The following is a 23,807-nucleotide window of genomic DNA, read 5'->3' as shown; positions in this document are numbered from 1 at the left end:
CACGAGCAGAACCGGCATTATGTGCTGGTGAACCAGACCTACCGGCATGTGTCGCAGTCGCCGACGCTGCCGGGCACCGCGCCACCGCAGGACGAGTTCGACGTCGCCGCGCTGTACGAGACTCCGTTGAGCCTCGGCAGCGCGCCGGCCGTGTCCTTGGACGAGAAGCTGCGTAAGGCGTACTTCTGGATCGTCAACCACGCGATCATCAGCCCGCACTACGACCTGGAGTTCGCCGAGGGGCCGGGGGCGAGCTACCACCTCGGGGACAGCAAGGCGCGGCTGTCGCTGCCGAGCGGGCAGAGCTACTCCAGCTTCGTGCTCGTCCCGCTGCTCACGTTCGCCACGCGGCGCCGGTGTCTGCTGGTCGGCGGGCCCGGCCGGGGCAAGACGGCCAGCGCGATCCTGATGGGTATGCTCGCCGGATACCCGTTGCGGGACGTGCGCAGGGCGATGCAGCACGGGCACCCGCAGCTGACGATTTCCGACATGCTGGGCACTCCCCTGCCCGGAGATCTCATCAAGGCCGAGCGGCTGGCGGATATCGACGTCGCCTGGCGAACCTGGCTGGGCATGCGGGTCAAGATCGTCGACGAGTACAACCGCATCCCCACCCGCACCCAGTCGGCGTTGCTGACACTCATGTCCGACGGGTACGCCGAGGTGTTCGACCAGATCTACGAGTCCGCCGACTCGGCCTGGTACCTCACGGCCAACGACGACAGCGGCGGCGGCACGTACCAGGTCATCGAGGCGCTCAAGGACCGCATCGACGTGGTGGTGCACGCGTTGGCGTTCAACTCCCGGTTCCTCGGTGAACTGCAGGAACGGGTCGAGCAGCGGTTGCGGCCGGAGGAGGTCGTGCCGCCGGAGATCGTGTTCACCGAGGCCGAGCACGACCGGATGCACGCCGAGATCCTGCGCGTGCCGCTGCCGAAGGAGGTGCGGCGCAGGCTGGAGTTCTTCGCCGCCCAGTTCGAACTGCTCGAACCCGCGGGCGAGCAGTTCGAGTACCGGACCAAGGACACCGCGAACCTCGCCGGGGTGGACGTGCACCTGCTGTCGGCGAGCGAGACCGGCCGCGACCGCCTGGCTGACCTCGGCGCCCAGACGCTCACTGGGTTGTCCGTGCGGTCGTTGCAGAGTGTTCTGACGTACGCCAAGGCGTTGGCGTATTTCCGCGGCCGTCCCGAGGTCGGTCTGGACGACCTGGCTTCGGTGCTGCCGTTCGTGCTGCACGACAAGCTCAAACCCAACGACCAGTCGCCGTCGTTCGACGAGCCCGGTCAGCGTCCATACCGGACCGACCGGGTCAGCTGGATCCGGTCGTTGTTCGAACGGGCCTGCGCCGAGTACGACCGGCTCGACCTCGACGTGCACGACCCGGTCGGTGACCTGCTCGCCGAGTTCGAACTGGGCCTCGACGACGTGGGCGAGACCGAAGTGGAGCGACGGCTCGGCAGGATCGAGTCGCTGCTGGCCGAGTGGAGCCGCGACCGCAAGCTCTACGGGCACGTCTACGACGACGCGTTGGCGTTGAAGTACCTGCACCAGCGTTACGTGAACTACCGGTCGTGGCTCCGATGGAAGAAGTAACTCCCTTTCTCAAGGCGCTGGCCGCTCATCGTGACCGGTACAACGCCCAGTTCCGGCTGGCCAGGCACCGGTCGAAGAACCTGGACGCAAACGCTTTCCTCGAGCACCTGAGGGTGTTCGTCAGTCCGATCGTGAACGCGGCCGGTGGCGATCCGATCGAGGTCACGGACGCGTTGATGGACCTGTCGCTCGCCACCCACGGCCGCCTGCCCGTCTCGTTGCACCGGGTCCTGCTCAACCAGGCGCGGTTCGTCGGAATGGACCCGGCGCGGGTCTCGGTGGCGTTGGCGAACGCGCTGCACCACCTGGAGTCCGAGCCAGGCACCACGACACACAAGTGGATCACGTACCTGGAGTACTACAGCAGGTCGCTGGAGACGGTCGAGTCCTTGCTGGACCTCGGCGTGGTCCTGGCGTGGGTCTGTGGGCTGGCCGCGCTGCGGGAATCGGCGCTCGATGTCGCCAGCCGGTTGGCACCCGGCACGCTGCGGGGATTCACCTTCACCGACGACGTCGACCAGCTGCGAGCCGACCCGTGGTGGTCGCCCACCAACCGTGGCCTGCGGATCGTGCGCAAATTAGGCGCGTTCCGCGGCTTCGGTGGCACGTTCACCCGCCCGCCCACGGTGTTCCTCCACGAAGGACGGTTGCACGCCACGGACGGCGCACACACCTGGCGCGTACACGCGGATGCCTACGGTGGCGCACTGCGCAGGGCTGACAACGCAACGCCACAACACCAGGCCCCGACGCTCACCCTGTCCCGAGACGGGGCCGTGTCCTGCAACGGCGAGTCGCGCGTCTTCCGGCAGCTCGCGGGCGCGACCAGTTGGACGTCCTGGTCCAACACACTGGCGGTCACGACACCGTGGACCCATTCGATCATGTTCGTGGCGCACTCTTGAACTGGCGCGAGAAGTGGCCGGAGGCGCTGCGGGCGTGGGGCAGGTTCACCAAAGTCCACGACCCGGACTACCGCGCGTCCACACCGGACGCGCGGAAAGCCGGGCTGACCGGCAGCTTCGCGATGTTCCGGCTGGACGACCGGACGGTCGTGCTCGACATGCAGGCGGTCGCCGAGCTGGGGCTGACCGACATGCCCGTCGAGGTGATGGCGCACGAGATCGGCCACCACGTGCTGTGCCCGGCCGACCTGGCCGACAACGCGCGGTTGCTCTCGCGTGTCCGCCGTGGCGTCCCGGGCTTCGAGAAGGCCGCGCCACTGGTCGCCAACCTGTACGCGGACATGCTGATCAACGACCGCCTGCAGCGCAGCCGGGGACTGCGGATGGCCGAGTTGTACGAGCGGATCACCACTGCCGAGCCGTCCACGTTGTGGACGTTCTACATGCGCGCCTACGAGATCCTGTGGTCGCTGAAGTCCGGCACCCTGACCAGGGGTGAGGTCACCGAGGACATCGAAGGCGACGCACAGCTGTGTGCCCGGCTGGTGCGCGTGTACGCGACCGACTGGCTGCGGGGCGCAGGCGGGTTCGCCGCGCTGTGCTTCCGCTACCTCACCGCGGATGGGGACGCGTTGGCCGGCGCACGCGGACGTGTGTGCATCGGCGTGGTCGGCGATGAAACGCACATCCCGGGTCTCACCGCCCAGGACGACGCGGTGATCGTGCACCCTGCGCTCGACCCGGAGGTGAACGAGTTCGTACCGCGGGACGCGCCCGCCGACGAGCCGCACCCGTCCGGCGAGGGCCAGTTCCGCGAACCGTACGAATACGGCCAGATCCTGAGCCAGCTGGGGATCACCCTCTCGGCGCAGGACATGGCGGCCCGCTACTACCGGGAACGCGCCACCCCGCACCTGGTTCGCTTTCCCGTACGCACCAAGCCGCTCGCGGTCGAACCGTTGCCGGAGGAGCACACCGCGTGGGACGTCGGCGAGCCGCTCGAAGCGGTCGACTGGCTCGCCACCGCGACCCGCTCGCCCGTGGTCATCCCGGGAATCACCACGGTGCAATCCGTGCTCGGTACGACCGAGGGCACGGAGAAGTCCCGCCGCCCAGTCGACCTGGACCTGTACGTCGACTCGTCGGGTTCGATGCCCGATCCGCGCCAGACCGTGTCGTACCTGACGCTGGCGGGCGCGATCCTGGCGCTGTCGGCGTTGCGGGTCGGCGCACGGGTCCAGGCGACGCTCTGGTCGGGCACCAGGGATTTCGTGACCACGAAGGGTTTCGTCCGCGACGAGGACGACATCCTGCGTGTCCTCACCGGGTACTTCGGTCGTGGCACGGCGTTCCCGTTGCACATGCTGCGCAGGACCTACCTGGAGGAGGAACGCACGGACCCGGCGCACATCGTGGTCATCTCCGACGACGGGGTGGACACGATGGTCAAGCTGACCGACGAGTTCGGCAGGCCCGGCAGTGAGATCGCCGCACGCGCGCTGGCGGACGCGGGTGCGGGTGGCACGCTGGTGCTGAACCTGACGGAGTTCCACGAAGCCAGGATCCGCGAGCTGATGCCGGACTGGGACGTGCACCGCGTGTCCCGGTGGCAGGATCTGGTGGACTTCGCCGCCGCTTTCAGCCGGGCCCAGTACGAACGGAGCACCGCGTGATCGTCCTGTCCACGCTCACCCGGCGCCTCGCCGAGACGCCGAACGACTTCCTCGGCGACACGGCGTTCGCGCCCGCGGTGATCTCCGACGTGCTGACCTCGGCGGGCAAGGTTGGCCTTGACAGCGTCACGGCACGACCCTTTGTGGCCATGAACCCGCGGTGGCGTGAGCTCGTGCTGATCACCTGCTGGCTCGTGGCCGACCCGTCGTTCGGTGCCGTGGTCGACCACGAGCCGCTGGTCAGGTTCCTGCGCGACGACCTGCCGAGGCTGGCGGACCTGGTCGAGCCGCGGCGGTTCGTGCACGACCCGGACCGGCGCGAGGAACTGGCCAGGCTGGCGATGCTCGCCCTCGCTGTGATGCCGTCCGGGGAGACAGCCGAGCAGGCGGCGGACCGTTTGGCTACAGTGGACAGTGTGCGGCGGTACGAGGTGCTCGAGGCGGCCAAGGCCGCCGAGCAGCGGGCCGACGCCGTGCGCAGGGCGATGGAAGCGGAACGGGCCCGCGAGGCGGCTGCCCGCTACAGCCAGGTGTGATCATGCGCGACGACTACCCGGTCCCCGACTACGTGCCGATGGCCGCGACGGCGTTGACCGACGCGGAACGCTGGCCGTCGTTGACCGAGAACGGCCGCGCCATGCTGGACCGGTTGCGCGCGCACCCGTCCGCCCCGCTGTACAACCACGCCTGCGGTGACCGGTTGACCAGCGAATCGATCGCCGCCTTGAAGTCCTATCAGGACACTCTGCGGGCCGGGTACCACGGCTGGACGTCCACGCAGGAACCGCCGTGGGTAGCGGACCTGGTCGACCGGGTCTACCGGACCGTGCCGCGGTATCGCGGGCGCACCACGCCACGGCGGTTCGCCGACGTGCCGCTCACCGACCGGATCGACCTGCTGGCAAGGGCTTTCGAGTGCGTCCCGGACGACGCGGACCTGGCCGACCTCATCGTGTACCGGACGTCGGGGTCACGGGGCCCGGCGGCGACGGTGCCGATGAGCCCCGAGTTCAACGCGCTCGACCTGCCCGTGATCGAGTACGTGCTGGCCAGGCACGGCGTCGCGTTCTCCGGCGGGGCGAACACGGTGTCGTTGGCGAACGTCTACGCGCAGCCGGTGGCGTACCAGTTCGCCTCGGTCTCCGGCTATCTCGACGGCGCCGGGATCGTCAAGGTCAACCTGGACCCGTCCGGCTGGCGCACGCCGGACGACCGCGTGTCCTTCTTGGACAGCTGCGCACCCGAGGTGTTCACCGGGAACCCCGTTTCGCTGGCGGCGCTGGCCGAACTCCCGTTGCGGCACAAGCCGAAAGCCGTCATCAGCGGCGCGATGTCGTTGAGCGACACGCTCCGGCGACGGCTGGAGAACCGGTTCGGCTGCCCGGTGATCGACCTGTACGGGATCACCGAGGCCGGGTTGATCGCGTGGCGTGACCACGACGTGCACCGGATCCTGCCGCGTCGGCTGTACGTGGAGATCCTCGACGAGAACGGCAGGCGCTGCGAGCCCGGTGTGGTCGGCGAGGTGACGGTGACGTGCGGCGAGAACCCGCTCCTGCCGTTGCTGCGCTACCGCACCGGTGATCACGCCGCGCTGGACTGGCGTTACGGCCCTGTGCTGGTCGGTTTGGACGGCCGCGCACCGGTTCGATACCGGCGTACCAACGGTTCGTGGGTGAACTCCATCGAGATCACCCACGTCCTGTCGCCGCTCGGCCTGGTCGCGTGGCAGCTGCACCAGGGTTCCGACGGCGCGTTGACGTTGTCGGTGCATGAGACAGGCGCCCCGGGCCCGGACGTGATCGCACGCGCGCTGACGGCGTTGATGGGTGACATCCCGCTGAAGGTCACCCTGGACAACCTCGCCAAGGCCACCAAGCCCCAGCGCTACACCTCTGACGTCTGAGGCAGCACCGAGAGGTCGGCGGCGCTGAGCCGGTCCCGGTCGCCGATCACGTCGATCTCGGTGATCACGCCGTCGGCGAAGGTGAACGCGAGCACCACGGCCAGCCTGCCGCCGACACCCATCACCGAACGGCTGTGAACGCAAGGATCTTCAAGACAGCGACGGCGCACCGACCGATGCTGGACGCGTGAATGTCGCCGAGATCGTCGCGGCCGATGGGCCGCACCCGGACCACGCGGCCGAACTGATGCTGTTCGGTCAGTTCGTCGGTTCGTGGGACTTGACCGTGACCGACTACTTCGAGGACGGCACGACCAGGACCATGCCGGGTGAATGGCACTTCGGCTGGGCGTTGCGGGGCCGGGCGATCCAGGACGTGTGGATCGTGCCCGGCCGGGAGTTCGGCATGACCGTCCGGTTCTACGACCCGCGGATCACGGCGTGGCGGTCCACGTGGATCGGTCCGACCTCCGGTTACGTGCAGCAGTTCGTCGCCCGCGCGGTAGGCGACGAGATCGTGCTGTCCGGCCGCCAGGCCGACGGCCGGTCGGTGCGGTGGATCTTCTCGTCGATCACGCCGACGTCCTACCACTGGCGCAACCTGGTCTCGGCGGACGACACGAGCTGGCGCTTGCGGCAGGAGATGGACGTGGTCCGGCGCGCGCCGGACCAGCACGCCAAGTGAGCCGTGACCCCGCTCTCACCCACCGCCTTTGCATGACCATACATTGGCGTGCATAATTGTCGGCGTGTCCAAGGTGCTGACTTCTCTGCCTGTCGGTGAACGTGTCGGGATCGCCTTCTCCGGTGGCCTCGATACGTCGGTCGCTGTCGCGTGGATGCGCGAAAAGGGTGCGGTGCCGTGCACCTACACCGCTGACATCGGCCAGTACGACGAGCCGGACATCGACTCGGTGCCCGGCCGCGCCCACTCGTACGGCGCCGAGATCGCCCGTCTCGTCGACTGCCGTGCCGCGCTGGTCGAGGAAGGTCTCGCGGCGCTGGCCTGCGGGGCGTTCCACATCCGCACCGGCGGCCGTACGTACTTCAACACGACGCCGCTCGGCCGCGCGGTCACCGGCACGCTGCTGGTGCGCGCGATGCTCGAGGACGACGTGCAGATCTGGGGCGACGGCTCGACCTTCAAGGGCAACGACATCGAGCGGTTCTACCGCTACGGCCTGCTGGCCAACCCGTCGCTGCGGATCTACAAGCCGTGGCTGGACGCGGACTTCGTGACCGAGCTCGGCGGCCGCAAGGAGATGTCCGAGTGGCTGCTCGCGCGTGACCTGCCGTACCGCGACAGCACCGAGAAGGCCTACTCGACCGACGCCAACATCTGGGGCGCCACGCACGAGGCCAAGTCCCTGGAGCACCTGAACACCGACATCGAGATCGTCCAACCGATCATGGGTGTCCGGTTCTGGGACCCGCGGGTGGAGATCCCGGTGGAGGACGTCACCATCGGCTTCGACCAGGGCCGGCCGGTGTCCATCAACGGCAAGGAGTTCGCCACCCAGGTCGACCTGGTGCTCGAAGCCAACGCGATCGGCGGACGGCACGGCATGGGCATGTCCGACCAGATCGAGAACCGGATCATCGAGGCCAAGAGCCGCGGCATCTACGAAGCGCCGGGCATGGCCCTGCTGCACGCGGCCTACGAGCGTCTGGTCAACGCGATCCACAACGAGGACACCCTGGCGACCTACCACAGCGAGGGCCGCAGGCTCGGGCGTCTGATGTACGAGGGCCGCTGGCTGGACCCGCAGGCGCTGATGGTCCGCGAGTCGTTGCAGCGCTGGGTCGGCATGGCCATCACCGGAGAGGTGACGCTGCGCCTGCGCAGGGGCGAGGACTACTCGATCCTGGACACGACCGGGCCGTCGTTCAGCTACCACCCGGACAAGCTGTCGATGGAGCGGACGGAAGACGCGGCTTTCGGCCCGGTCGACCGGATCGGCCAGCTGACCATGCGCAACTTGGACATCGCCGACTCGCGGTCGCGGCTGGAGCAGTACGCCGGGCTCGGCATGGTCGGGACGCAGCACACGATGCTGATCGCCCCGCTGCCGCAGACCGAACTGATCGGCGCGATGCCCGAGGGCGGCGCCGAGGCGATCGTCGACCGCGGCGCGGCCCCGAACGACGACGCGGAACTGCTGGACCACGCGGCCCTCGAAGCAGGCAACGACTAAGCACGGACACCACTGAGGCCGACCTCCGAACGAGGTCGGCCTCTTTCATCTGACGCTGGCCTACACCGGTGCGGCGTCACCGGGTAGTGGTTCGTGGTGGTCGGCGCGCAGGCCGTCAAGACTGATGTGCAGCAGCCTGTTCCACAGCTGCGGACGGCACTCGTCGGTGATCTCCACGGCGTGCCCCAGTGAGACCAGCAGGAGCAGCAGGTCGTCGGTGGTCACGCCGGGGCGCAGCAGGCCCGCGGCCCGGACGCGGAGTTCCTCGAGGACGACCCGGAGTTGATTGATGCCATCCAGGTCCGGGGTCGACCAGGTCAGCGCGAAGTTCTCCATGATCGCGCGGTGGCGCGCGCTGCCTGCCAGGGCCTGCCGGTAGAAGTCGGCCAGCGCGGCCCAGGGGTCCTCGGCGTCGATCGCCGCCTGACGGGCGGACTCCGCCCACTCCGTGAAGTCCTTGCGCAGGACCGTGTGCACGAGGTCTTCCTTCTTCGGGAAGTGCCGGTAGAGGGTACCCATGCCCACCCCGCTGCGGCGGGCGATCTCCCGCACGTCCACCGCGGTGCCCTGTTCGGCCAGTACGTCGGCGGCGGCCTCGATGATCGCTTCCCGATTGCGGATCGCGTCCACGCGCGGCGCCCGTCGCCGGGTGACCCCCGCCGATTCACCGTCCGACCCACCCACTGCCATGCTCCCGAGCATACCGCTTATCCGGAGCACATGCTCCGCGTTGTGCTACTTTGAGGAGCAAGTGCTCCGGATAACAAGGGAACGTCATGGACATCAACAACTGGAACGAGCGGATCATCGCCGAGGTCCGAGCGAACGCCGGGTACGCGGCGTGGAGCACCGACGAGGAGTTCGCCGCGGGCCGCCCAGTTCCACCGCCGGTTCCCGGGCTCGACGCGCCGGGTATGCCGCTCATCCTGGTGCACCACACCGGGGCGAAGACGGGGCGCGAACGGATCAGCCCGCTGTTCTACCAACCGGTCGGCGACAACTGGGCTGTCTTCGGCACTTACGGCGGCAGCCCACGCCATCCGGCGTGGTACATCAATCTGATGGCGAACCCCCGCGCCACGGTCGAGGCGGACGCGGAGGAAGTGCCTGTAGTCGCGCGACTCGCACAAGGGGCGGAACGCGAGCGGATCTGGGCGAAAGAGATCGCGCTCATCCCGAAGTTCGCCGAGTTCGAGGCAGCCTCGGGCAGGCAGACCCCCGTCGTCGTGTTGGAGCGTGTACACGACGGCAGTTGATTTGTCAGACCCGTTGGGTAGTTTGCCGGGCATGGTCACCGTTGAGCAGATCCGCCAGGTGGCGTTGTCGCTGCCGCGGTCGTATGAGGCGATCGTGCGGGATCGGGTCAAGTTCCGGATCGGGCAGATCGTGTACGTCGGGTTGTCGCGGGACGAGATGACGATGGGTTTCGCCTTTCCCCGGGCGGAACGGGACGCGTTGATCAGCGGCGAGCCGGACAAGTTCTTCCCGCCGTCGAAGTCCGACGAGCGGTTCAACTGGGTCCAGGTGTGGCTCGCGGCGATCGACGAGCAGGAGATGCGTGAGCTCGTCGTCGAGGCGTGGCGGATGTGCGTGCCCAAGAAGGTGATCGCGGAGTACGAAGCTCGTCTGACCGAGTGAATGTGACAGCGCGACTCGGGGCACTGATCAAATCCGGGAAGAGTCGCTCCTTCTCTCGTGTAATGCACCTGCGGCGATACTCCTCCAAGTCGATCTTTTGCCCACCAGCTTCTCTTTCCGTACGACCTGAGCTGTGGATCCTGCATACGCCCCGTTCCTCAGGCGTGGATCCCCTCGTCGTCGCTGTGGCGTGGGTTGCTCGAACAGCGCGGCAAAGACGACCTGATCAAGAGTGGCTGGCGGTCGGTCACATCGGACATCCTGAAGCTGGCGATCGACCCCCACGGCTGGGCGACCTGCTCGGAAAAAGTGTCGTCCATCACCGACGATTCTGCCCGATGGCAGCGGTCTCACCCGATGACAGCCCTGATCGACAAGGAAGGACCACTACGATGGTCGACACGCACAGCCGCCGCCCCGTCGAGATCTGGCCGCTGGTGCACGCCGAACGCGCCGCTCTCGCAACCGACGTGATGCACCTTACGGACGAGCAGTGGTCCACCCGTTCGTTGTGCAGCGACCTGTCCGTGCGCGAGGTGCTGGCCCACCTGACCGCCGGAGCGAACCTGAACGGTCTCCGCTGGTTCGCCGGAGTGGTGCGCTGCCGCTTCGACTTCGACAAGCAAGTGGCCATGCGCCTAGCCGAACAGCTCGGCGACGCTCCCGCCGAGACACTCGACCGGTTCCGCCGCGCCGTCGCCAGCAAGTCCAAGCCGCCGCTGCCGGTCATCGCGATGCTCGGCGAAACGATCGTCCACGGGGAGGACATCCGCCACCCGCTGGGTATCCGCCACGACTCCCCGATCGCGACGCTCACCCGGATCGCCGAGTACTACCGGAGCACCGACCAGGTAGTTGTTGCCAAGACGCGGGTCAAGGGCCTGCGCCTCGTCGCCACCGATGGCCCCTTCACCTCCGGAGAAGGCCCTCTGGTGTCCGGCCGCACCCTCGCACTGATCATGGCCATGACCGGTCGCACCAGGTTCTGCGACGAACTCCACGGGGACGGGGTTCCCACACTGCGCGACCGTTCACCCGCACATGACACGTCCACACCGAAATAGGCAATGCGCCGCAGATGCACAGCGACGGCACACGCTGCCGCCCCGGCCGGCGCAGGGCGCACCCAGCTGAGTTGCCAGCCACATCAGCTGACCCTCCAGAGCCAAACGGTGCCCGCCAACCCGCGTGGTTACCCGCCCAACGCCCGTGCCGAGGTCGACCTGGCGGGCGATCCGGGTGAGCCGCAGTGCGTCGGCGCGCTGTCGCGCAGGCACTGGAGTGTGAGGTCCACACCCCCGATCTCCCCCAGCCATCCCTCGGTCGTGGCGCGTTTCCTCCGCTCCTCCAAGTCGGACTCCAATTCGTCGAGACGGGCGCAGCATTTTCGGGTTCACATGCAACTGCGCGGACCGGGTGCTCATGCTGGCAGCTCGTCCCGTACGGGCGTCCGCAGGAGCCGAGTTCGACCTTGCGCTTATCGAAATTTCTCTGCACTTGTCAAGTTGATCACGCGCGTGGTACTGCTGTGGTTCGTGCGTAGTTCGGGCACTCAGACCGACGGCAACATCCGCTCATGCCGAATAGCGTTGCGATGTTTCAGGCGCGCTGGAACTGACGAGTCGCCAGTGACACGACGAGCCCGCCCAGAACAAACCAGGGATTCCAGAGGATCAGGCTCCAGTGCCGAACTGGCCATGGAACGCGTAAAAGCCGTGCACCACAGTCAAAACGTGATTGATCGTCCTCGGCGCATAGCCCGCTCTGCCGACCGTCGACCTGTCAGGGATGGCACATCCACGGCGAATGCCCCACGGCCATGTCCGTTGCGCCCCTAGCCCCCAGTTACGTTCGGGGGTCGGAGGGCTGCGGCATGCCTGTTGTGCTACTTGATGCCCGCGGCGTCCATGCCTCGCAGTTCCTTCTTCAGGTCGTGGATCTCGTCGCGCAGACGGGCGGCCAGCTCGAACTGCAGGTCCCTCGCCGCGTTCATCATCTGGTCGGTCAACTGGGCGACGAGATCGGCCAGCTCCGCGCGGGGCATCTTGCTGATGTCGCGGTCGGACCGCACACCCGAGCTCTTGCCGCCGGTCGCCGGAACGCCCTTCTCCCCCGTGGGTTTCTTGCCACGGGAGGCGTTGCGGCCCGAGCCGCCGACCGCCACATCTTCGTCGTCCGCTTCCTGGTAGACGCGGTCGAGGATGTCGGCGATCTTCTTGCGCAGCGGCTGCGGGTCGATGCCGCGTTCCTTGTTGTACGCGATCTGCTTGTCGCGACGGCGGTTCGTCTCGTCGATCGCGTGCTGCATCGCCGCGGTCATCTTGTCCGCGTACATGTGGACCTGGCCGGAGACGTTACGGGCCGCGCGGCCGATCGTCTGGATGAGGCTCGTGCCCGACCGCAGGAAGCCTTCCTTGTCCGCGTCCAGGATGGCCACCAGGGACACCTCGGGCAGGTCGAGGCCCTCGCGCAGCAGGTTGATGCCGACCAGGACGTCGAAGTCGCCGGATCGCAGCTGCCGCAGCAACTCCACCCGGCGCAGGGTGTCCACTTCGGAGTGCAGGTAGCGCACCCTGATGCCGAGCTCCAGCAGGTAGTCGGTCAGGTCCTCGGCCATCTTCTTGGTCAGGGTGGTGACCAGGACGCGCTCGTCCTTCTCCGCGCGCTCGCGGATCTCGCCGACCAGGTCGTCGATCTGGCCCTTGGTCGGCTTGATGATCACCTCGGGGTCGATCAGGCCGGTCGGCCGGATCACCTGCTCGACGAACTCGCCGCCGGTCTGGCCCATCTCGTACGGGCCCGGTGTCGCCGACAGGTACACCGTCTGGCCGATCCGGTCCTGGAACTCCTCCCAGGTCAGTGGCCGGTTGTCCAGCGCGCTGGGCAGCCGGAAGCCGTGCTCGACCAGGTTGCGCTTGCGGGACGCGTCGCCCTCGTACATGCCGCCGACCTGCGGCACGGTGCCGTGGGACTCGTCGATGACGAGCAGGAAGTCATCGGGGAAGTAGTCGATCAGCGTCGCGGGCGCGGAACCGGCTTCGCGGCCGTCGATGTGCCGCGAGTAGTTCTCGATGCCCGAGCAGAAGCCGACCTGGCGCATCATCTCGATGTCGTAGGTGGTGCGCATCCGCAGCCGCTGCGCCTCCAGCAGCTTGCCCTGCCGCTCGAACTCCGCCAGCCGCTGCTCGAGCTCCTTCTCGATCGCGACGATCGCCTTCTCCATCCGCTCGGGACCGACGACGTAGTGCGTGGCCGGGAAGATCCGCAGCTCGTCGACCTCCTTGACGATGTCGCCGGTGAGCGGGTGCAGGTAGTAGAGCTTGTCGATCTCGTCGCCGAACATCTCGATCCGGACGGCCAGCTCCTCGTAGGCCGGGATGATCTCGATGGTGTCGCCGCGCACCCGGAACGTGCCACGGGCGAAGGCCAGGTCGTTGCGGGTGTACTGGACGTCCACCAGCGCGCGCAGCAGCGCCTCGCGCTCCAGCTCCTGCCCCACGCGCACCTCGATCGACCGGTCGAGGTACGACTGCGGCGTGCCCAGGCCGTAGATGCAGGACACCGAGGCGACGACGATCACGTCCCGCCGGGACAGCAGGTTCGACGTGGCCGAGTGCCGCAGTCGCTCGACGTCGTCGTTGATCGACGAGTCCTTCTCGATGTACGTGTCCGTCTGCGGGATGTACGCCTCGGGCTGGTAGTAGTCGTAGTAGCTGACGAAGTACTCGACCGCGTTGTGCGGGAACAACTCGCGCAGCTCGTTGGCCAGCTGGGCGGCCAGCGTCTTGTTCGGCGCCAGCACGAGCGTGGGCCGCTGGACCCGCTCGATCAGCCACGCGGTGGTCGCCGACTTGCCCGTGCCGGTCGCGCCGAGCAGCACCACGTCCTTCTCGCCCGCCTTGAGCCTGCGTTCCAGCTCCTCGATGGCGGCAGGCTGGTCGCCGGCGGGCTGGTACTCGCTCACCACCTCGAAGGTCTTGGAGGCGCGCGGGATCTCGCTCACCGGCCGGAACTCGGAGTGGGCGATCACTGGGTGCTCGGTCGCGAATGCCACGCCGAAGACTCTACGTCCGCCCACCGACAGTTTTGCTCCGACCCAGGTCAGGGCTTGAAAACCGGGGCTGGTGTGACCCGTGGGACGGGTGCGCTAGCCGCAGCCGTCACAGCAGCCGCAGCAGTCGCAGTGCGCACAGCATCCCCGGCCCGCCCGGCCTGCGGCGATCTCCGCAGCACCCGAACCGATGTCCGCACCCAGGTGACTGCTGTGGTCAGCTTTCTCCTTCTTCTTGTTCTTCTTGCGCGGCCCCCCGGAGGCATGCGCGAACGCCCGGTGGATGGCGTGCTCGACTTCGTCGACGAGCAGGGCGCGCACGAGCCGGCCGTCGGCGAAGTCGGCCTCGTCCAGCGCCAGGCGCATCCCGAGCGCGGCGTCGTCGCAGTGCCGACGAGCCTCGGCGAGGGACGCACCGGTTGCGGTCAACGGGTTCCACGCGCCGGCGGCACCGTCGCCGTCGAGGTCTTCGACGGCGTCGACGAGGTGCGCGATCCGGCCGAACAGCCGCCCGGCCTCGGCCAGCGCGGTCGCGTTGGCCGGACGACCACTCACCACGGCGGTATGCGCGAACGCGGCGGCCGCAGCGGTTTCCGTCGGCTCGGTCGCGTCCAGCAGGGACACCGCCGACGACTCGACGGTGGACTGCCGGGCGACAGCGTCCAGCAGGACAGCCGTGTCGAAACCGACCGCGGACGCGGACGTCGTGCCCTGTGCCGCCCACCGCTTGGCAACGAGCCGCGCGACAGCGGGAGCACCGGGACGGCGCATCGCACCGTCCCGGTCGGCGACGTGGTCGGTCATCTTGGCTGAGGCGAGTACAAGCGACACGGCGGCGGCCAACCGAGCACCGTCACCTTGCGCGACCGACGCGGACCGCATCGCGCGCAGCGGGCACGGCCCGGCGGTGCGCCGATTCGCGGCACCGTCGGACTGCGCCTCCACGAGCACGGAGATCACCAGGCCGTCGTAGTTGGTCACGGCACGAGCCAACTGGCCGTGCTCGTCACGCAGCGTCAGGCACAACCCGCATAAGTGCGCGAGCCATGTCCCGTGCAACACAGGAAGCCGATGACGACACGGTCTGATGATCCCGAACATTCCGATTCCCCCTGGAGATCGAGCTGGTGATCGACGACTAACAGGAACAATCGCAGCAGTCACAACCGTCGCAACAGTCACAGTTGCAACAGTCACAGCAATCGCAGCAGTCGCAGTTGTAGCACCAGCCTTCCTTCGGCTCACCGGTCCACGGATCGTGGTACGGGTTGCCGCAGCAGTACTGGCATGTGCAGAACATGAAGAGGGCGATGCCGCAGGCCGCGCCCCAACTGCGGTTCGGCCGCTGCCAACCCTGCTGGTGCCAGTCGCGGCGCTTGTCCTCACGCCGTTCCTTGCGGTTGGGCTTCTTTCCGGGCGGCTGCTGATACGGCGGCGGTGGCTGCTGCGGGTACTGCGGTCCGCCCGGGTGCCCATGGCTGTGACCGTTGCCGGGTCCGTGCACGTCGCCGAAGGCGCGCTTGATGGCGTGGTCGAGTTCGTGCGCGAGCAGGACGTGGATGAGCTTGCTGTCGGTGAACTCCGCCTCCCGCAACGCCAGCCGCACGCCGAGCATGGCGTCGTCGCAGAGCCTGCGGGCTTCCTCCCGGGTGGTTCCCGTTGCCAGCAGCGGGTTCCAGGCGCCGGTGGCGCGGTCCTCCTCGAGGTCCTCCACCGCGTCGAGCAGGTGCGCGATCCGCCCGAACAACTTGCCCGCCTCGGACAGGGCGGTGACGTTCTGCGGTCGCCCGCTGAGGATCGCGGTGTGCGCGAAGGCCGCGGCGGCCGCGGTTTCCGTCGGGTGTGTGGCCATCAGCAGCGAGTCGCCACGAACGAGGGAGCTCTCCACGGCGGGCTGCTGCCCCACGGCGTCGAGCAGGACGGCGGTGTCGAAGCCGATCCGCTCGCCGGTCCGCGCGCCCTGTGCCGCCCACCGGTTGGCGACGCGTCGCGCCGCTTGGGAAACTCCGCGCCTGCCGAAGACGCCGTCGCCGTCGGCCACGTGGTCGCTGATCTTCGCCGACGCCAGGGCGAGGGACACCGAGGCGGCCAGCCGGGCACCGTCACCCTGTGCGACGGACGCGGGTTGCATCGCCCGAAGGGGGCACGGCCCCGCCGTGCGCCTGGCCGGGACGGTGGACTGGGCCTCGACGAGGACCGACACCACGAGACCGTCGTAATTCGTGACGGTCCGCGCCAATTGCCCGTGATCGTCGCGTAATGCCAGGCAGAGGCCGCAGAGGTGGGCCATCCACGAAGTGCGCAGCGTCGGTGAAAGCCGATGACGACAAGGTCGGATGATCCCGAACATGAATGCCATACCCCCCGGTCGGAAGATCGGCATCGTAGCCGGTAATCACCCGATCGGACGCGCAAACCCCCTTTGCGGAGGGTGCGGTGATCCGCTCGGCGTAGGCACCATGACCAGGTGAGCTCCGACTACTTCCTCCCCGTCGCCCGCCCGAGGATCAGCCCTGACGCCGCACCGCACATCCACCGGCCCAAGGTGGAGCTGTTCGACGTCAAGGCCATGGAGAACATCGATCCCAAGGGCTTCCGGCGCACGGTGGACGAATACCGGCTGGAGCATTTCGGTCTGTTCATGGCGCGCAAGATGGAGGGCCACCCGAAGCTCGCCTATATCGAATCGTGGCTCCTGCCCGACCTCGGCCTGCGGGTCACCCGGTGGCACCGCCACCCGGGCATCCCGAAGGGCGAGGACGTCTACATCGATCTGGTCGAGGTGGATCCCGAGTTCGGCGAGCACACCGGCGCGCACGGCCCGGTCTGGCGGATGGTCGACGTCTACCTGGACATCCACGTCCACACCGGCGAGCGCCTCGAAGTCGTGGACACCGACGAGCTCCTGGCGGCGCTGACCGCCCGGCTGATCGACGCCGAGACCGCGCGGCGGGCGCTGGAGCGGACCTACCGCACGGTCGACGGGATCACCCGGCACGGCTACGACACGGACGCGTGGCTGGCCTCGCTCGGTATCGACCTGACGTGGCAGGACCAGGGCAAACCCCGGAATTGAACTGGTGTGGCGACACACGTACAACCGACTTGTTGATCTTGTCAACCGCCTTTCGGCCCAATCGCGAGCCGCTCACAGATCGATACCCGGCTGATCACAAGCCGTGATGTAACGAATGAAACCGGGGTGATCACGCACCGCACCGTCCCGACTACCCTCGGGCCGCGTGGGCACCACTATCACCCCGCAGCTGGTCGACTTCGTCGACACGGTTTCCGCGGTTCGCAGGTACTCGTCCGGTACTTCCCGGCGCCTCCGGACGTGCCAGGAGGAACGCTGGGGACTGCGGGTGGAGTGCCCGACACCGGAGGATCCGTTCTACGACTCCGAAGTGACGTGGCTCCTGCCGGGGATCAACGTCAGACTGACCCAGCAGCGCCCCCGGTCGCGCCACGCGCGGTCCGGCCCGAGCGTGCTGACCGCCGCCCGAATCACCCGCGAGGGCACCATGTGGCGGACGACGGACCTGTTGCTCGGCCTGTCGTCGGCACCGGGTTGCGCGGCACGGATCGTGCGCTCCGAGGAGTTCGCCGCCGCGGTGGCGGGGCGGGTCCTGCGCAACGGCGACGCGGATCTCGCGCTGCGGACCGTGCACAAGACGTTGGAAGAACTCAGCTACTACCGGCACGACCTGAGCGCTTGGCTGACCGGCCACCACGTTTTCGAGGTGTGGCCACCGTTCTAGGGACGACGGATACCCACCACAAACCCCCTGCGGATGGTCAATCCCTCGCAGGGGGTTTGTGGCATCTTGGGGTGATTACGCACCGAACTGGCCGAGTAACGGCGCGCTCCCTGTTCTTTTACAACGTCTTGGCAACCTGCTTGACAGTTGGTGTGGTCCGGACCACGCTGCACTGCATTGGTCTACACCATTTGTGCGCCCGGGGTGGCCGGGCTCGAAAGGACGGCACGAGTGAAGCGCTGGATGAAGCTGGCGGCAGGAGCTGTCGCCATCTCCCTCGCGACTGCGGGCTGCGCCGGCTCCGGGGGGTCGGGCAACACCGCCCAAAGCAACGCGAACGCGCCACAGCAGCTCAGCGGCGAGCTGACGGTCTGGTTGATGACCGGCTCGGCGCCGGAACCCCTGACCAACGCCCTGCACAAGGAGTTCCAGGACGCCAACCCCGGCGTCAAGATCAAGTACGAGATCCAGCAGTGGAACGGCATCCAGCAGAAGCTGACCACCGCACTCGCCTCGCAGACGCCGCCTGACGTGATCGAGATCGGCAACACCCAGACGCCCGCGTTCGCCGCGCAGGGCGTGCTCGCCGACCTGAGCGACTCGGTCAACGACCTCAACGGCGGGCAGTGGCTCAAGGGCCTCAAGGACTCCGCGACGTTCGACGGCAAGACCTACGGCATGCCGTTCTACGCCGCCAACCGCGAGGTCATCTACCGCAAGGACCTGTTCGAGCAGGCGGGCATCACCACGCCGCCGGCGTCCCGTGACGAGTGGCTGGCCGCGATCGACAAGCTGAAGGCCAAGTTCGGCAGCGACCCCGACTTCCAGGCGCTGTACCTGCCGGGCCAGTACTGGTACTCGTTGCTGTCGTTCATCTGGGACGAGGGCGGCGACATCGCCAAGGCCGAGGGCAAGAACTTCAAGTCGACGCTGAACTCGACCGAGGCCAAGGCGGGCCTGGAGTTCTACAAGAAGCTCGTCGACGCGTCCGGCACGAAGGCGCCGAAGGACAACGACGAGGCCACCCCGCAGCAGGCGGGCATCTACGGCGGCGGCAAGGTCGCCATGTTCATCGGCACCCCCGGTGAGGTGGCCACCGCGGCCAAGACCGACCCGACGATCAAGGACAAGACCGCCGCGTTCGCCATCCCCGGCAAGAGCGCGGGCAAGAGCGCACCGGTGTTCCTCGGCGGTTCGAACCTGGCCATCCCGGTCAACAGCAAGAACACCGCGGCCGCCAAGGCGTACCTGAAGCTGCTGTCGGGCCAGAAGTACCAGACCGAGATCGCCAAGGGCGGCTACGTGCCCGGCACGTCCACGGACATCAGCGCGCTGTCCAGCGACCCGTTCGCCAGCGTGATGGCCAAGGCCGCGCAGAACGGCCGCGCGGTCCCGTCGAGCCCGAAGTGGGGCGAGGTCGAGTCGGGCCAGAACCCGCTCAAGGACATGATGACCGCGTACCTGACGGGCAAGAAGTCGATCGACCAGGCGACCACCGACGCGAACGCCGCGTTGGACAAGCTGCTCGCGGGTTCATGACGTCGACGAAGGACGTCGCGGCGATGCCGGCGGGTAACACCCCGCCGGCATCGCCGCGTGTCCCCACCCTGCGAGCACGGCGCCGCCGCAAGGGCTTCGGCGACTCCGTGCTTCCGTACCTGTTGCTGGCGCCCGGTGTGCTCGCCATCGGCGCGCTGCTGATCTGGCCGACGGTGCAGCTCGTGATGATCAGCTTCCGCAAGCTCGACCTGCGCGAACTGGTCACCGGCCAGCTGGTCTGGGTCGGTGTGAGCAACTACGGCGACGTGCTCGGCGACCCGGAGTTCTGGGAAGTCACGGTGCGGACCCTGGTCTTCATGGGTGCCGTGGTCGCGGCGACCATCGTCGTCGCGCTGTTCATCGCGTTGCTGATGAAGCAGCTCAACCCGGTCGTCCGGGTGCTGCTCCAGGTCACGCTGGTGGTCGCGTGGGCGACGCCCGCGGTGGCGGCCACCACGGTGTTCCAGTGGATCTTCGACCAGCAGTACGGCATCCTGAACAAGACGCTGGCCCTGCTCGGCTTCGACGGGTTCATCGGCCACTCCTGGTTCAGCGACGGCCCCAGCACGCTGACCGTGATCGGCCTGCTGATCACGTGGCAGGCGGTGCCGTTCGTGGCGTTCAGCCTGTACGCGGGCCTGATCGGCGTGCCGCGTGAGCAGTACGAGGCGGCCGGGATCGACGGCGCGGGGCCGTGGCAGACCTTCCGCGCGGTCAGCTGGCCCGCGATCCAGCCGATCCTGACGATCGTGACGTTCCTGTCGGTGATCTGGGACTTCCGCGTGTTCACGCAGGTGTGGGCGATCAAGCAGGGCGGGCCGGACGGCGAGAGCACCACGCTGCCGATCTACATGTACCTCAAGGGCATCGCGGGCAGCCACTTCGGCCCGGCCGCCGCGATCGCGATGCTCATGCTGCTGGTGCTCGTGATCCTGCTGGCCCGGTACATCCAGCTGTTGCTGCGTTCCAAGGAGGTGGACCTGAAGTGAGGAAGTCACTGCCTCAGCGGATCGCGCTCAACACGGTCGGTGTGGTCGGCGCGCTGCTGTTCGGGTTCCCGACGTACTGGCTGATCACGACCTCGTTCAAAACCCCCGGCGAGGTGCTGTCGCCGCGCTACGACCTGATCCCGTTCTCGATCACCTTCGAGAACTTCACGTCGGCGCTGAGCAAACCCGGCTTCACCACGTTCCTGACCAACAGCCTCATCGTCACGCTCGGCGCGGTGCTCACCGCACTGGTCGCCGGTGTGCTGGCCGCGTTCCCGTTGGCCAGGATGCGCTTCCGCGGCCGCAAGGGCTTCCTGTTCCTCGTGCTGGTCGCGCAGCTGGCGCCGATCGAGGCGCTGCTGATCCCGCTGTACCTGCTGATGCGCGACGCCGGGCTGCTCAACCAACTGCCGTCGCTGCTGCTGGTGTACATGGCGCTGACGCTGCCGTTCACGTGCTGGATGCTGTACGGCTTCGTCAAGGGCATCCCGATCGAGCTCGAGGAAGCCGCGATGATCGACGGCTGCGGCCGGTGGCAGGCGTTCCGCCGGGTCACGCTGCCGCTGCTCGGGCCGGGACTGGTGGCCACGTCGGTGTTCAGCTTCATCACCGCGTGGAACGAGTTCCTGTTCGCGCTGGTGCTGATGCAGGACCAGGGCAAGCGGACCATCCCGGTGTGGCTGTCGACGTTCCGCGAGGCGTTCCTGGTGGACTGGGGCGGGATCATGGCCGCGTCGGTGATCTACGCGGTGCCCGCGCTGATCTTCTTCCTGATCGTGCAACGCAAGCTGGTGTCCGGGCTGACCGCGGGAGCGGTGAAGGGATAACTGCATTGTCCACACTGGAGAAGCTCGCCGAGTCCACTCTCCTGCCGGGTTTCGGCGGCACCACCGCGCCGGACTGGCTGCGCCGCAGGATCGGAGAGGGCCTCGGCGGTGTGGTCCTGTTCGGCCGCAACGTCGTCGACGACGCGCAAGTGCGTGAACTGACCGCGCAGCTGAGGGCCGAACGCGAGGACGTGATCATCGGCATCGACGAGGAAGGCGGCGACGTCACCCGGCTGGACGTCAACACCGGTTCCTTCGTCCCCGGCCCGCTCGCCCTGGGCGCGGCCGGTGACCCGGCGCTGACGACCGAGGTGGCGGCGGCGCTCGGCGAACGGCTCGCCGCGTGCGGGGTGACGGTGAACCTGGCGCCGAGCGCGGACCTCACGCTGACCCCGGAGGACCCGATCATCGGCGTCCGCTCCTTCGGCTCGGTCCCGGCGGACGCGGCCGAACACGTCGCGGCGTACGTGACGGGCCTGCAGCAGTACGGGGTTTCCGCGTGCGCCAAGCACTTCCCCGGCCACGGTGCGGCGACCGACGACTCGCACCTGAGCGTGCCCGTCCTGCCGCGCACGGAGGAGGAACTGCGCCAGATCGAACTGGTGCCGTTCGCCGCCGCGATCAAGGCGGGCACCCGTGCGATCATGACCGGCCACCTGGTCGTGCGGGAGTGGGGTGAACTGCCCGCGACCCTCAATCCCAGGGCGTTGACGGACTTGCTGCGTGGCGAGTTGGGCTTCACGGGCGCGGTCATCACCGACGCGCTGGACATGGGCGCGGTCGCCGGAGCGTTCGGGCGCAACGAAGGAATCCCGGCGGCGGCTGTCGGCGCGCTGATCGCGGGTGCGGACGCGTTGTGCATCGGCGGCCAGGCGTTCGACGCCTTGGTACTGGACGCGATCACCTCCGCGATCGTCGCGGCCGTGCGATCCGGCGCGCTGCCGGAGGACCGGCTGGTGGAGGCGTCACGGCGGGCTTCGGACCTCCGGACGCCGCCTGTCGCCACGGACGTCAAGCCGCTGGACCTGGCGCTGGGGCTGCGCGCTGCCCGTCAAGCGTTGCGTGTGCGGGGTGAGGTCGGGTTGACCGGCCCGGCGTTGGTGGTGGACATCGAGTCGACGCCGACCATCGCCGCGGGCCCGATGCCGTGGGGTGTGGGCCAGTACCTGGTGGACCTCGTCCCGGGCAGCAAGTCGCTGCGCAACGCCGACCGCGCGGAAATCCTCGCGGCGGCAAGCGAATTCGGCCAGGTCGTGCTCGTGACACGGGAAGCACACCGGCACGCGCACGTGCGTGAACTGCTGGAGTCGTTGGGCGAATTGGCCTTCATCCACGTGGAGACCGGAGTCCCCGGCGCGGCGGCGGGTTCCGGTCCCCGGATCGACACGTTCAGCGGCTCCAAGGTGAGCATGATCGCCGCGGCGGAACGCCTCGCCGGTCAGTAGCCCCTGACAGACAGCCAAGGCCGGGCCGCATGGCCCGGCCTTCGCTGTCACGGCTGCCAGCCGGTCGCTTCCGCCCACGACCGCGCACGCGGCAAAGCCAAGTCGAACCACGCGTCCTTGGCGGTCGCCACCTCGGTGAGGTCGTCCACAGAAGCGAACCGCTTGGCGATCCCCTGCTTGAGCGTCAGGTAGTCCGCTTGCTCCTCAGCCGAGGAACGCAACCAGTCGCGGAACAGCAACGCGTCGCGCCAGTCCGCACTGCCTTCGACACGCAGGTGGATGTTGGCCAGCCGACCGGGATCCGCCGAGTTGTGGTACCGCTTGGTCTCCTCCTCGCCGCGGTCGCCGGTGTTCTCCGGGCGCACCGGGAAACCCGCCTCCGTCAACGGTTCGGCGAAGCCGTCGGCTTGCTCCAAAGAGGACACGGTGACCTGGAGGTCGATGATGTCCTTCGCGGGCAGGCCGGGCACGGACGTCGACCCGATGTGGTCCACGCGCAGACCACCCGTCACCCACTGGATCCGGGCAGCCAGCCGTGCGGCCTGCGACGGCCATTCGGGGTTGTAGTCGTACAGGCGTGGGTTGCCGTACTTGCCCCGGCGGCGCAACCGCACGTTCGCCTCGAACGGCACCAGGCGATCCGCCCACAGCGCGTCGGCCTGTGCCAGGACCTGGTCCGGTGTGCTCGAGTTGTCCAGCCATACGTCCGCCACCGCGCGACGCTGCTCGACCGTGGCCTGGGCGGCGATGCGGGCACGGGCGTCCTCCGGGGCCATGCCGCGGGTTTCGGCCAGGCGGCGCACGCGTTGCTCCACGTCCGCGTCGACGACCACCACGAGGTTGTACATCGGCGCGTAGTTCTTCTCGACCAGCAACGGCACGTCATGGACGACCACGGCGTCGTCCGCCGCCGAGGCGAGCATCTCCGCGGTCCGCTGACCCACCAGGGGGTGCACGATCCCGTTCAGGCGCTCCCGCTGCTCGGCCGAGGTGAACACGACCGCGGCCAGCTTCGGGCGGTCGAGCGTGCCGTCCGGTGCGAGCACATCCGCGCCGAACGCCTCGACCACCGCGGCCAGGCCCGGTGTGCCGGGCTCGACCACCTCACGGGCCAGCTTGTCGGCGTCGATCAGCACCGCGCCGTGTTCGGCCAGCCGCCCGGCCACCGTTGACTTCCCTGACCCGATCCCGCCCGTGAGGCCCACTCGCAGCATGAGTTGATCGTAGGTAGACCTAGCCCCACCCGTGTTGTGGGTCTGCGCGCAATGTCCGGCCCCGGACG

The 23,807-nt window shown here is 68.1% G+C and carries 21 protein-coding genes and 1 pseudogene; 16 read left to right on the top strand and 6 right to left on the bottom strand.

Annotation, left to right across the window (positions count from 1 at the left end):
* Positions 1-27 precede the first annotated feature (27 nt).
* Genes ALI144C_RS51410 through ALI144C_RS51390 form a run of 5 tightly spaced genes read left to right on the top strand, consistent with a single transcriptional unit; the run spans position 28 to position 6,080 of the window.
* On the top strand, positions 28-1,596 hold the full coding sequence (locus ALI144C_RS51410) for a MoxR family ATPase (protein ID WP_202819242.1): 1,569 nt from the start codon (positions 28-30) through the stop codon (positions 1,594-1,596).
* Positions 1,584-2,501, top strand: coding sequence for a hypothetical protein (locus ALI144C_RS51405; protein ID WP_076994552.1), 918 nt, complete (start codon positions 1,584-1,586; stop codon positions 2,499-2,501). The genes ALI144C_RS51410 and ALI144C_RS51405 overlap by 13 nt, the downstream gene beginning before the upstream one ends.
* A complete protein-coding gene (locus tag ALI144C_RS51400) occupies positions 2,498-4,174 on the top strand; it encodes a hypothetical protein (protein ID WP_202819241.1) in 1,677 nt (558 codons plus the stop codon). Before ALI144C_RS51405 ends, ALI144C_RS51400 begins: the two co-directional genes overlap by 4 nt.
* The gene (locus ALI144C_RS51395) at positions 4,171-4,710 is read left to right on the top strand and encodes a hypothetical protein (RefSeq protein WP_076994550.1); all 540 of its coding nucleotides are present in this window, start codon (positions 4,171-4,173) and stop codon (positions 4,708-4,710) included. Before ALI144C_RS51400 ends, ALI144C_RS51395 begins: the two co-directional genes overlap by 4 nt.
* Before the next feature lie 2 nt (positions 4,711-4,712).
* Complete coding sequence (locus ALI144C_RS51390) at positions 4,713-6,080, top strand: AMP-binding protein (RefSeq protein ID WP_083754107.1); 1,368 nt, start codon at positions 4,713-4,715, stop codon at positions 6,078-6,080.
* Here ALI144C_RS51390 and ALI144C_RS56160 read toward each other — a convergent pair.
* Complete coding sequence (locus ALI144C_RS56160; protein WP_168211554.1) at positions 6,062-6,205, bottom strand: hypothetical protein; 144 nt, start codon at positions 6,203-6,205, stop codon at positions 6,062-6,064. The two genes, ALI144C_RS51390 and ALI144C_RS56160, sit on opposite strands and share 19 nt — an antisense overlap.
* 62 nt (positions 6,206-6,267) lie before the next feature.
* Here ALI144C_RS56160 and ALI144C_RS51385 point away from each other — a divergent pair, with 62 nt between their 5' ends.
* Together ALI144C_RS51385 and argG are read left to right on the top strand one after the other, a co-directional pair.
* Positions 6,268-6,765, top strand: coding sequence for a hypothetical protein (locus ALI144C_RS51385; protein WP_076994549.1), 498 nt, complete (start codon positions 6,268-6,270; stop codon positions 6,763-6,765).
* A gap of 64 nt (positions 6,766-6,829) precedes the next feature.
* Entirely contained in the window at positions 6,830-8,275 is a 1,446-nt protein-coding gene (gene argG / locus ALI144C_RS51380; RefSeq protein ID WP_076994548.1) for an argininosuccinate synthase, read from the top strand.
* 60 nt (positions 8,276-8,335) lie between these two features.
* Here the strand turns inward: argG and ALI144C_RS51375 are convergent, their stop codons facing one another.
* A complete protein-coding gene (locus ALI144C_RS51375; RefSeq protein ID WP_076994904.1) occupies positions 8,336-8,965 on the bottom strand; it encodes a TetR/AcrR family transcriptional regulator in 630 nt (209 codons plus the stop codon).
* A gap of 86 nt (positions 8,966-9,051) precedes the next feature.
* Here ALI144C_RS51375 and ALI144C_RS51370 point away from each other — a divergent pair, with 86 nt between their 5' ends.
* The 3 genes from ALI144C_RS51370 to ALI144C_RS51360 all read left to right on the top strand — a co-directional run bounded on the left by ALI144C_RS51370 (position 9,052) and on the right by ALI144C_RS51360 (position 10,977).
* Positions 9,052-9,531, top strand: a complete 480-nt coding sequence (locus ALI144C_RS51370; protein WP_083754106.1) for a nitroreductase/quinone reductase family protein — start codon at positions 9,052-9,054, stop codon at positions 9,529-9,531.
* A 31-nt stretch (positions 9,532-9,562) separates the two neighbouring features.
* Complete coding sequence (locus ALI144C_RS51365) at positions 9,563-9,913, top strand: MmcQ/YjbR family DNA-binding protein (protein ID WP_076994547.1); 351 nt, start codon at positions 9,563-9,565, stop codon at positions 9,911-9,913.
* Between the two features lie 392 nt (positions 9,914-10,305).
* Positions 10,306-10,977 (top strand): maleylpyruvate isomerase family mycothiol-dependent enzyme, encoded by a 672-nt coding sequence (locus ALI144C_RS51360; RefSeq protein WP_076994546.1) that lies wholly within the window; start codon positions 10,306-10,308, stop codon positions 10,975-10,977.
* An 821-nt stretch (positions 10,978-11,798) separates the two neighbouring features.
* Here ALI144C_RS51360 and uvrB read toward each other — a convergent pair.
* The 3 genes and pseudogenes from uvrB to ALI144C_RS51345 form a co-directional block, all read right to left on the bottom strand.
* On the bottom strand, positions 11,799-13,967 hold the full coding sequence (gene uvrB / locus ALI144C_RS51355) for an excinuclease ABC subunit UvrB (RefSeq protein ID WP_076994545.1): 2,169 nt from the start codon (positions 13,965-13,967) through the stop codon (positions 11,799-11,801).
* A gap of 249 nt (positions 13,968-14,216) precedes the next feature.
* Positions 14,217-15,065: pseudogene (locus ALI144C_RS51350) on the bottom strand (DUF5685 family protein); the annotation flags it as partial.
* Positions 15,066-15,102: 37 nt separating this feature from the next.
* Positions 15,103-16,314 (bottom strand): DUF5685 family protein, encoded by a 1,212-nt coding sequence (locus ALI144C_RS51345; RefSeq protein ID WP_076994902.1) that lies wholly within the window; start codon positions 16,312-16,314, stop codon positions 15,103-15,105.
* 117 nt (positions 16,315-16,431) lie between these two features.
* Here ALI144C_RS51345 and ALI144C_RS51340 point away from each other — a divergent pair, with 117 nt between their 5' ends.
* The 6 genes from ALI144C_RS51340 (at position 16,432) to ALI144C_RS51315 (ending at position 22,525) form a co-directional block, all read left to right on the top strand.
* Positions 16,432-17,040 carry a DUF402 domain-containing protein gene (locus tag ALI144C_RS51340; protein WP_237774707.1) on the top strand — a complete coding sequence of 203 codons (609 nt, stop codon included), beginning with the start codon at positions 16,432-16,434 and terminating at the stop codon, positions 17,038-17,040.
* A 166-nt stretch (positions 17,041-17,206) separates the two neighbouring features.
* The gene (locus ALI144C_RS51335; protein WP_076994543.1) at positions 17,207-17,725 is read left to right on the top strand and encodes a DUF402 domain-containing protein; all 519 of its coding nucleotides are present in this window, start codon (positions 17,207-17,209) and stop codon (positions 17,723-17,725) included.
* A gap of 231 nt (positions 17,726-17,956) precedes the next feature.
* Positions 17,957-19,264 (top strand): sugar ABC transporter substrate-binding protein, encoded by a 1,308-nt coding sequence (locus ALI144C_RS51330; RefSeq protein WP_076994542.1) that lies wholly within the window; start codon positions 17,957-17,959, stop codon positions 19,262-19,264.
* Positions 19,261-20,253, top strand: coding sequence for a carbohydrate ABC transporter permease (locus tag ALI144C_RS51325; RefSeq protein ID WP_076994541.1), 993 nt, complete (start codon positions 19,261-19,263; stop codon positions 20,251-20,253). The genes ALI144C_RS51330 and ALI144C_RS51325 overlap by 4 nt, the downstream gene beginning before the upstream one ends.
* The gene (locus tag ALI144C_RS51320) at positions 20,250-21,080 is read left to right on the top strand and encodes a carbohydrate ABC transporter permease (RefSeq protein WP_076994540.1); all 831 of its coding nucleotides are present in this window, start codon (positions 20,250-20,252) and stop codon (positions 21,078-21,080) included. The genes ALI144C_RS51325 and ALI144C_RS51320 overlap by 4 nt, the downstream gene beginning before the upstream one ends.
* Before the next feature lie 5 nt (positions 21,081-21,085).
* Complete coding sequence (locus ALI144C_RS51315) at positions 21,086-22,525, top strand: glycoside hydrolase family 3 protein (protein ID WP_076994539.1); 1,440 nt, start codon at positions 21,086-21,088, stop codon at positions 22,523-22,525.
* A gap of 47 nt (positions 22,526-22,572) precedes the next feature.
* Here ALI144C_RS51315 and coaE read toward each other — a convergent pair whose 3' ends face one another.
* Positions 22,573-23,739 (bottom strand): dephospho-CoA kinase, encoded by a 1,167-nt coding sequence (gene coaE, locus ALI144C_RS51310; RefSeq protein ID WP_076994538.1) that lies wholly within the window; start codon positions 23,737-23,739, stop codon positions 22,573-22,575.
* Positions 23,740-23,807: the final 68 nt, after the last annotated feature.

Source organism: Actinosynnema sp. ALI-1.44 (genome assembly GCF_001984155.1).
Lineage (GTDB): Bacteria > Actinomycetota > Actinomycetes > Mycobacteriales > Pseudonocardiaceae > Kibdelosporangium.
Note: the sequence above shows the minus strand (reverse complement) of the source record. Positions and strands in the feature narration are given on the sequence as shown.